Genomic DNA, 6,696 nt, shown 5'->3' on the forward strand with positions numbered 1-6,696 from the left:
TAAAATTATGTTTAAACGACAGAAGGACAAAGTTGTTCACTAATGAGCACTAGGGACACACCACTTTAGCCCCTGTCTGCTCTGTTCACTAAAAATATCAGATAATTCCAATAAAAATTTTACTTCCACCCCAATTATAGGGTATAGTATAGAGGCAAAATAAAGTAATTAATGCCGAGTTATGCGTTAATTTCAAGAAAGGTCAGAATCTAATTTTGATGGTCAGACCTTTAATTAAAGGAGAGAATCAATTGGAAAGAACTGTAGGAACAACTGTCCGCGGTCTTCGTGGACCAATTATCAACCAAGGGGACAATTTAGAAGAAATTATTGTTGAAACAGTGTTAACGGCTGCTAAGGCAGAAGCATTTGCGATTGAAGATCAAGATATCGTCACGATTACTGAATCAATTGTGGCCCGTGCACAAGGAAACTATGCGACAATCGATCATATTGCAACAGATGTTCACGCAAAATTTGGTGACGACACTGTTGGCATTATTTTCCCAATTCTAAGTCGCAATCGCTTTTCAATTTGTTTACGTGGTATGGCTCGTGGCTTGAAAAAAGTGGTCTTGATGTTAAGTTTCCCTTCTGATGAAGTTGGTAATCACTTAGTAGACCTTGATGAATTAGATGAAAAAGGCGTTAATCCTTGGACCGACGTTTTGACGGAAGCTGAATTCCGTGAACACTTTGGCTATAAAAAACACACCTTTACAGGTGTCGATTACATTGATTACTATAAATCATTAATCGAAGCCGAAGGAGCTACATGTGACGTTATTTTCTCAAACAACGCTAAAACTATTTTAGATTACACAAAAAATATTCTAACATGTGACATTCATACACGACAACGGACTAAACGAACGCTAAAAGCTAATGGGGCTGAAAAAGTTTACTCGATGGATGATATTCTTAGTCATTCAATAGACGGTAGTGGCTTTAACGAAGCTTATGGACTCCTCGGTTCTAATAAATCAACTGAGGATGGCATCAAGCTCTTCCCTAATAATTGCCAGCCACTTGTTGATGGGATTCAAGCTAAACTGAAAGAGCTGACAGGTAAGCATGTCGAAGTGATGGTTTATGGCGACGGCGCCTTTAAAGATCCTGTTGGAAAAATTTGGGAACTAGCTGATCCTGTTGTCTCCCCTGCCTATACTGCAGGATTAGAAGGCACACCAAACGAAGTAAAATTGAAATACTTGGCTGATAATAACTTCGCGGACTTACGTGGAGATGAATTGAAACAAGCTATTTCTCATTACATTGAAAATAAAGAAGACGATTTAGTCGGCGCTATGGAGGCTCAAGGAACAACCCCTCGTCGCCTAACGGATTTAATCGGATCACTATCAGATTTAACATCTGGTAGTGGTGACAAAGGAACGCCTTTTGTTTATATCAAAGGCTACTTTGATAACTATACTAATTAATAACGTCATCTCCCACTCAGTACTAATTGCTAAGTGGGAGTTTTTTCTAGCTTCTTGTCTGGTATAATGAAAAAACAATAACTTAGCTAAAGGAGTCTCAATCAAATGAAAAAAATAGAACGGATCTTGGCTATCATCATTCTACTTTTAGATCACCAAGTATTGACAACTACCGAACTAGCTAAACGATTTGAGGTTTCAAAACGAACTATTTTTCGGGATATGGAAACAATTGAACAAGCTGGCTTTCCCATCAGTTCACTTTCTGGAAGACATGGTGGCTTCTTACTGATTGATTCCTTTAAACTTCACTCTCTGACCTACACCGAAGAAGAAAAGAAAAAGATTTTAACAGCCCTCAAACTACAAGAAAACTTAATAGGGACACAACATGCCCAGAGTGTTATTAAAGAAAAAATTTCCCTATTAATGCAGGACTCAACTAAATCGACGACAACTATTTCTATTGATTCCCCCACTGTTCACCGAGCCATAGTTGAAAAAAATGTTTATCAAAAAAACATCTTGATTGAATCAGCTCTATCTCAAAGTCTTAAAGTCAAGATAAAATACGTAAATAGTGATGGACAATTCACCACAAGGATTGTTTTACCTCACGAGTTGATTTTGTTTAATGGTAGTTGGTTTATATATGCGTTTTGTGAATCACGACAAGACTTTCGTTTTTTTAAAGTTACGCGAATTAGACAATTAGAACTCTTAACTGAGTCATTTGTACCATTCACTGATTTAACTAAAAAATGGCCGACTATTAATCAGCAGACCATTAAGCTACAATTTAAACGGGAGTCATTGGGTCTATTATATGATTACTACACTGATGAGGAAATTGACATTACTGACGATCACGTCATCGTTACTTTCTTATCAACTAACCTCCCAGAAGTTGCTCGGTATTTACTAGGATTTGGTAGCAATGTTTATGTCTTAGCACCAAAAGACTTAATAGAGGAACACCAACGCTTAATAAAAGAATTGATCACTCTTTATAAAGGATGACAATATGTTGTCAGCTTTAGTGTGAGATACTCTCCTTAAATAAAGAAACTAAAGGAGAACTATATGAACTACAAACTTGAAACTAAAGAATACTTTACCATTATTGGCTACCAATCTCATTTTCCAACTGTTGACAAGCAAGAAAATTTTACTGAAATTACCGCTAAATGGGCCGCTCTGACCTCAGATCAAATGACCACTCTTTTTTCACTTTCTGACGGCCAAACAGCGGGCCTACTTGGTATTTCTAATAACCAACAACTAGACTATTTTAATTATTCGATCGGAACCACAACATCGTTGACTGAATCAGACAATGATGAACTTACAATTTTTTCTTTTCCTAAAACCGACTGGCTAGTCTTCACTTGCACAGGCTCACTTTCCCATGCTATGATTGATTTGAAGAAATCACTCATAAGTGATGGGCTACCTAGCCCTATGTTTAAACGATTACCACTGCCACAGATTGAACTCTACCCTCAGGGAGATATGACCTCTGACAACTATGAAAGTCAACTCTGGATTCCTATAAAAAACAAACTTAAAAAGGAGTAGTGACATGACCCCCTTTACAGACAAAACTGTTGAAGCACTCTTTACAAACTATCCACCTGAATTCGCGCCCTCCCTACTAGCTCTTCGACAATTAATTATTGACACTAGCGCCGAATTGACGCCCGGCGAGCCACTTATCGAAAATCTAAAATGGAACCAGCCAACCTATACTGCTAAAGAAGGCACCCCCATAAGAATTGGCTTAATTGGCCAAGAAAACTTTGGGCTCTTTTTTCACTGTCAAACTAGCTTAATAGAGCAATTTAGAGAACAATTTTCTGATACTCTCACTTTCTCAAAAAATCGCGCAATTGTTTTATCTCCTTCCGAAGCACTTCCCCTTAACGATCTAAAATTATGTATTCAGCAGGGCTTAACGTATCATAAAAAGAAATAAAAACACCCCCTTAACGCTCTTTAGCAACGAATCTGTTGTTAAAGAATATTAAGGGGGCTAGTATTAACTGGACTTTTTAAGGAATGACCAATACCTGACCTAATCCTAACTGTTCAGTTTGAAGTCGATTGGCTTTTTGAAGATCCATAACGTCTACACCATATTTACGCGCTATCCCGTAAAGAGTCTCCCCTTGGGCAACAACATGTTGCGAACTGACAGGGTCATTGACAGTTGCTGGTGACGTTTCCGCAGCTGGCGCCTCTGGTTTTGTAGCCGAGATAGGTAACGATAAAACGGCACCAGAATAAATCATCATTCCATCTAATTGATTGACGGCCTGTAACTCCGCAACGCTCACGCCATAAGCTGCTGCAATGGTTTCCAAGGTGTCTCCTTGCTTGACTTGATGAGTAAAGCTAGCGACCTCCGTTGAATTAACTGAATTAGGCTTTTTAGCAGCTGATTGATTGATGGCAAGAACCACATCCGGATGTAACTCGTCAGAGGTCAACTTATTCCATTCACGTAGTTGTTGAATACTTACATTATGTTTCTCAGCAATTTGCGACAATGTTTCCCCAGCCTTCACCACATAAGTATCAGACACCTCCTCACTACTTGACGAAGAGGATTGCTCATGACTCTCAACCGATGAAGTAGCAGCTACTTGTGACGACGAAGTCGAGCTAGACGGTAGTGTAGATTCCTTATTATCGCGACTCACACCTTGAGTATTTGGCAATTTTTTTGGCTGCCACAGCCCTTTAATAGCAGGTGTATTAACTGCAAACACAACTCCACCAACTAATACTGCCACTAAAGCAACCACACCTAACCATCGAAGACTTTTTTTAGGTTTGACTTGCCTACTTTGGCTACGGGATAGAGACAATGGTTCTCTAGAAACCAAGTCCTCTCTAGCTAATCGCTCATACTCATCACTCTCGTCCTCTTCATCAATTTTTTCAGCATGAGCCATCTTAGTTGCTTGTGAATAGGCCAAAACCTGCTCATTAATCTGCAATTCGTCTGAATCATCTGTAACCCACTGTGCCTCATAACCATCTTCCCAAAAAACTTTCTGTTCATCCGTTGATAAACAATGGAGAGTAGCATAATAAACCTCATATGCCCGTATTACCTCTGTAAAAAGTCCATATTTTTTCAATTGACCAAATTCTAACCAGACCAACTTATCACAATGATCTTCAAGACGATTGACTTGGCTAGTCTCAATCCAAATACTAGAACCAAGCTCCTTCAGCTTTGCTAAAAAAGCCAAAACTTTAAGATAAAAATGTTCCTTAACATTTAACAATGACTCGTCAATATAGATAATTGTTGGCGCTATATGTAATAAAATGCTAAGTGCTAATTGACTCTTCTCCCCCTCAGAATAGTGACGAATTTTACGTTGAAATTGATTTCCTAATTCAGAAAAACTACCAATCAGCTCAACCATTTGGGGGATCTTTCTTTTGGATACCCCCCACTTGGCTAACTGTTGCCGAGTATAACTTTCGCCAGTCCGCTCTTCACTACGCCGATCTGGTAACTGTAGCGCATAATGATTATCTAAACGACCTGATATTAACCCTTCACTCGGCTCCAGCTCACCCAATAAAATCCGTCCCAAAGTGCTTTTACCAGCACCTTTTCCGCCAATAATTCCAACAATTTCACCATAAGGTTGGGTAAACGTGACACGATCTAAGGCGATGAGCTCCTGTTGCTGCACGTCTCGTCGTCTTTTAGTAGACGTTCCTTTGTAATAGTGACTGATGCCGGTTAGTTTCCATGTTGCCTTTGCCATACTTTATCCTCCTTGTCAGCTCTCTTATCCTCATAAATTCTTTCGATAATAATTAATTCGAAACAGTTCGTCGAACCCACTTCATTTCCAATTAACCAATTTAATCATTTAACCTCTTGTTCGTTAATTACTCGTTAATTAAAAAACATATCTTATTTGATACGGTCAATAATCTAAGCTCTCTAATAAATAACGATGTAGACTACCTGATTTTTTCTTTGGTTATACCTAAAATTAAGGTAATCCCCACTATCTTACTTATAAATTTTACCATAACAAACGAATAGTTACTAATCTAATCAACACTTTTTCGTGATAAATGACTGATATTAAATCTTTGTTGTGGGGATTCATAGGCGATTCCTCTTATTATGTCTTTTCTAATTAGCAGAGAGACAAAATAACATTCATTTTAAACTAATCCCTCTAATAATTGATGTTATTTAACTTTCAAACAGCTTTTTTTCATTTATATACCCATTAATAAACGAACAAAAAGAAAGCCAAAAATAATTATTTTGACTTCCTTCACACCTATTTATTTCAATGTATCTTAAACAAAAAAACAAAACTAAATTCTAATAGTCACACTCTATTCTCTAGTTTTGTTGGTTAAACAATTAGTTATCAAAATTGCTTTTCTGTTTGGCGATTGACATACTTAGCTTCTTTTACTTTAGCGTATTTCTTATGTTTTTTATGCTGAAAAAAACCATTTGCGACCTCCCAACAGAGCTTTAATCTACATCATAGTTCAATTGATGACAACAAAAAGAGCAACTCGCCTAACTCATGCTTTTTTAACTAGTCGCTTCTTAGATAAAATCTTCATAATACCTGATATAACAAGTTTCGTTGATAGTTTCTATCAAAAAAAGTAATTTTCTTAATCAAAAAGCACGAGTTAGCCACTTTTACATTGACTGATAAATATGTCAGAATGAACTCAAGGCATTATCTTGATATCTTCTCCCAATAATAGGAAGGAGCAAGCACATTAGATCTATTTTGCTATACTGTGAGCAAAGAAAAAGGGATGATTAACATAAGAAAGAATTGCCTAACTTCTACCTCTGATCAAAGACCGTTATGATATGGAAAGCTTACCTCATAAACAACTCCCCCTAACTTTTAATACTAGTCAGGGGCAGTTATTAGCACCTTTCGGGTCACACATTTTCTAGACAATATTGACTCTCTCATTTTTTTCAGAACCACTTAATCGGCTTCCCACGATGGATACCGATAATCAGCAGTTAGTGGCCCATCTGCTACGTCGCAGTCACTGTCTTAAAACAGAACAAGTCGATACCACCAAAATCTGCTTAATAACAATCGACAAGTAAGAAACTCATTCGCTAAGAAGATATCGAGATAGCTCGTGTTAGGTCAACTAAGATAATCTAACACAAGTCTCCTATTGTCTTTATCGCTAATCAAGTTAATATAACACTATCATCAAT

General features: G+C 37.5%; 5 protein-coding genes. 4 read left to right on the forward strand and 1 reads right to left on the reverse strand.

The window, feature by feature from the left end; genetic code table 11:
* Window positions 1–251: 251 nt before the first annotated feature.
* From AC5KOD_RS13500 to AC5KOD_RS13515, 4 genes are all read left to right on the forward strand, one after another.
* Window positions 252–1,442 carry a coenzyme F420-0:L-glutamate ligase gene (locus AC5KOD_RS13500; RefSeq protein WP_496915089.1) on the forward strand — a complete coding sequence of 397 codons (1,191 nt, stop codon included), beginning with the start codon at window positions 252–254 and terminating at the stop codon, window positions 1,440–1,442.
* A gap of 105 nt (window positions 1,443–1,547) precedes the next feature.
* Window positions 1,548–2,462, forward strand: coding sequence for a helix-turn-helix transcriptional regulator (locus tag AC5KOD_RS13505; protein ID WP_496915090.1), 915 nt, complete (start codon window positions 1,548–1,550; stop codon window positions 2,460–2,462).
* A 63-nt stretch (window positions 2,463–2,525) separates the two neighbouring features.
* Window positions 2,526–3,020 (forward strand): GyrI-like domain-containing protein, encoded by a 495-nt coding sequence (locus AC5KOD_RS13510; RefSeq protein WP_496915091.1) that lies wholly within the window; start codon window positions 2,526–2,528, stop codon window positions 3,018–3,020.
* Between the two features lie 4 nt (window positions 3,021–3,024).
* Complete coding sequence (locus tag AC5KOD_RS13515; RefSeq protein ID WP_496915092.1) at window positions 3,025–3,417, forward strand: DUF1801 domain-containing protein; 393 nt, start codon at window positions 3,025–3,027, stop codon at window positions 3,415–3,417.
* 76 nt (window positions 3,418–3,493) lie between these two features.
* Here AC5KOD_RS13515 and AC5KOD_RS13520 read toward each other — a convergent pair whose 3' ends face one another.
* Window positions 3,494–5,233, reverse strand: coding sequence for a LysM peptidoglycan-binding domain-containing protein (locus AC5KOD_RS13520; RefSeq protein ID WP_496915093.1), 1,740 nt, complete (start codon window positions 5,231–5,233; stop codon window positions 3,494–3,496).
* Window positions 5,234–6,696 lie beyond the last annotated feature (1,463 nt).

The organism is Vagococcus sp. WN80Y, from assembly GCF_059621045.1.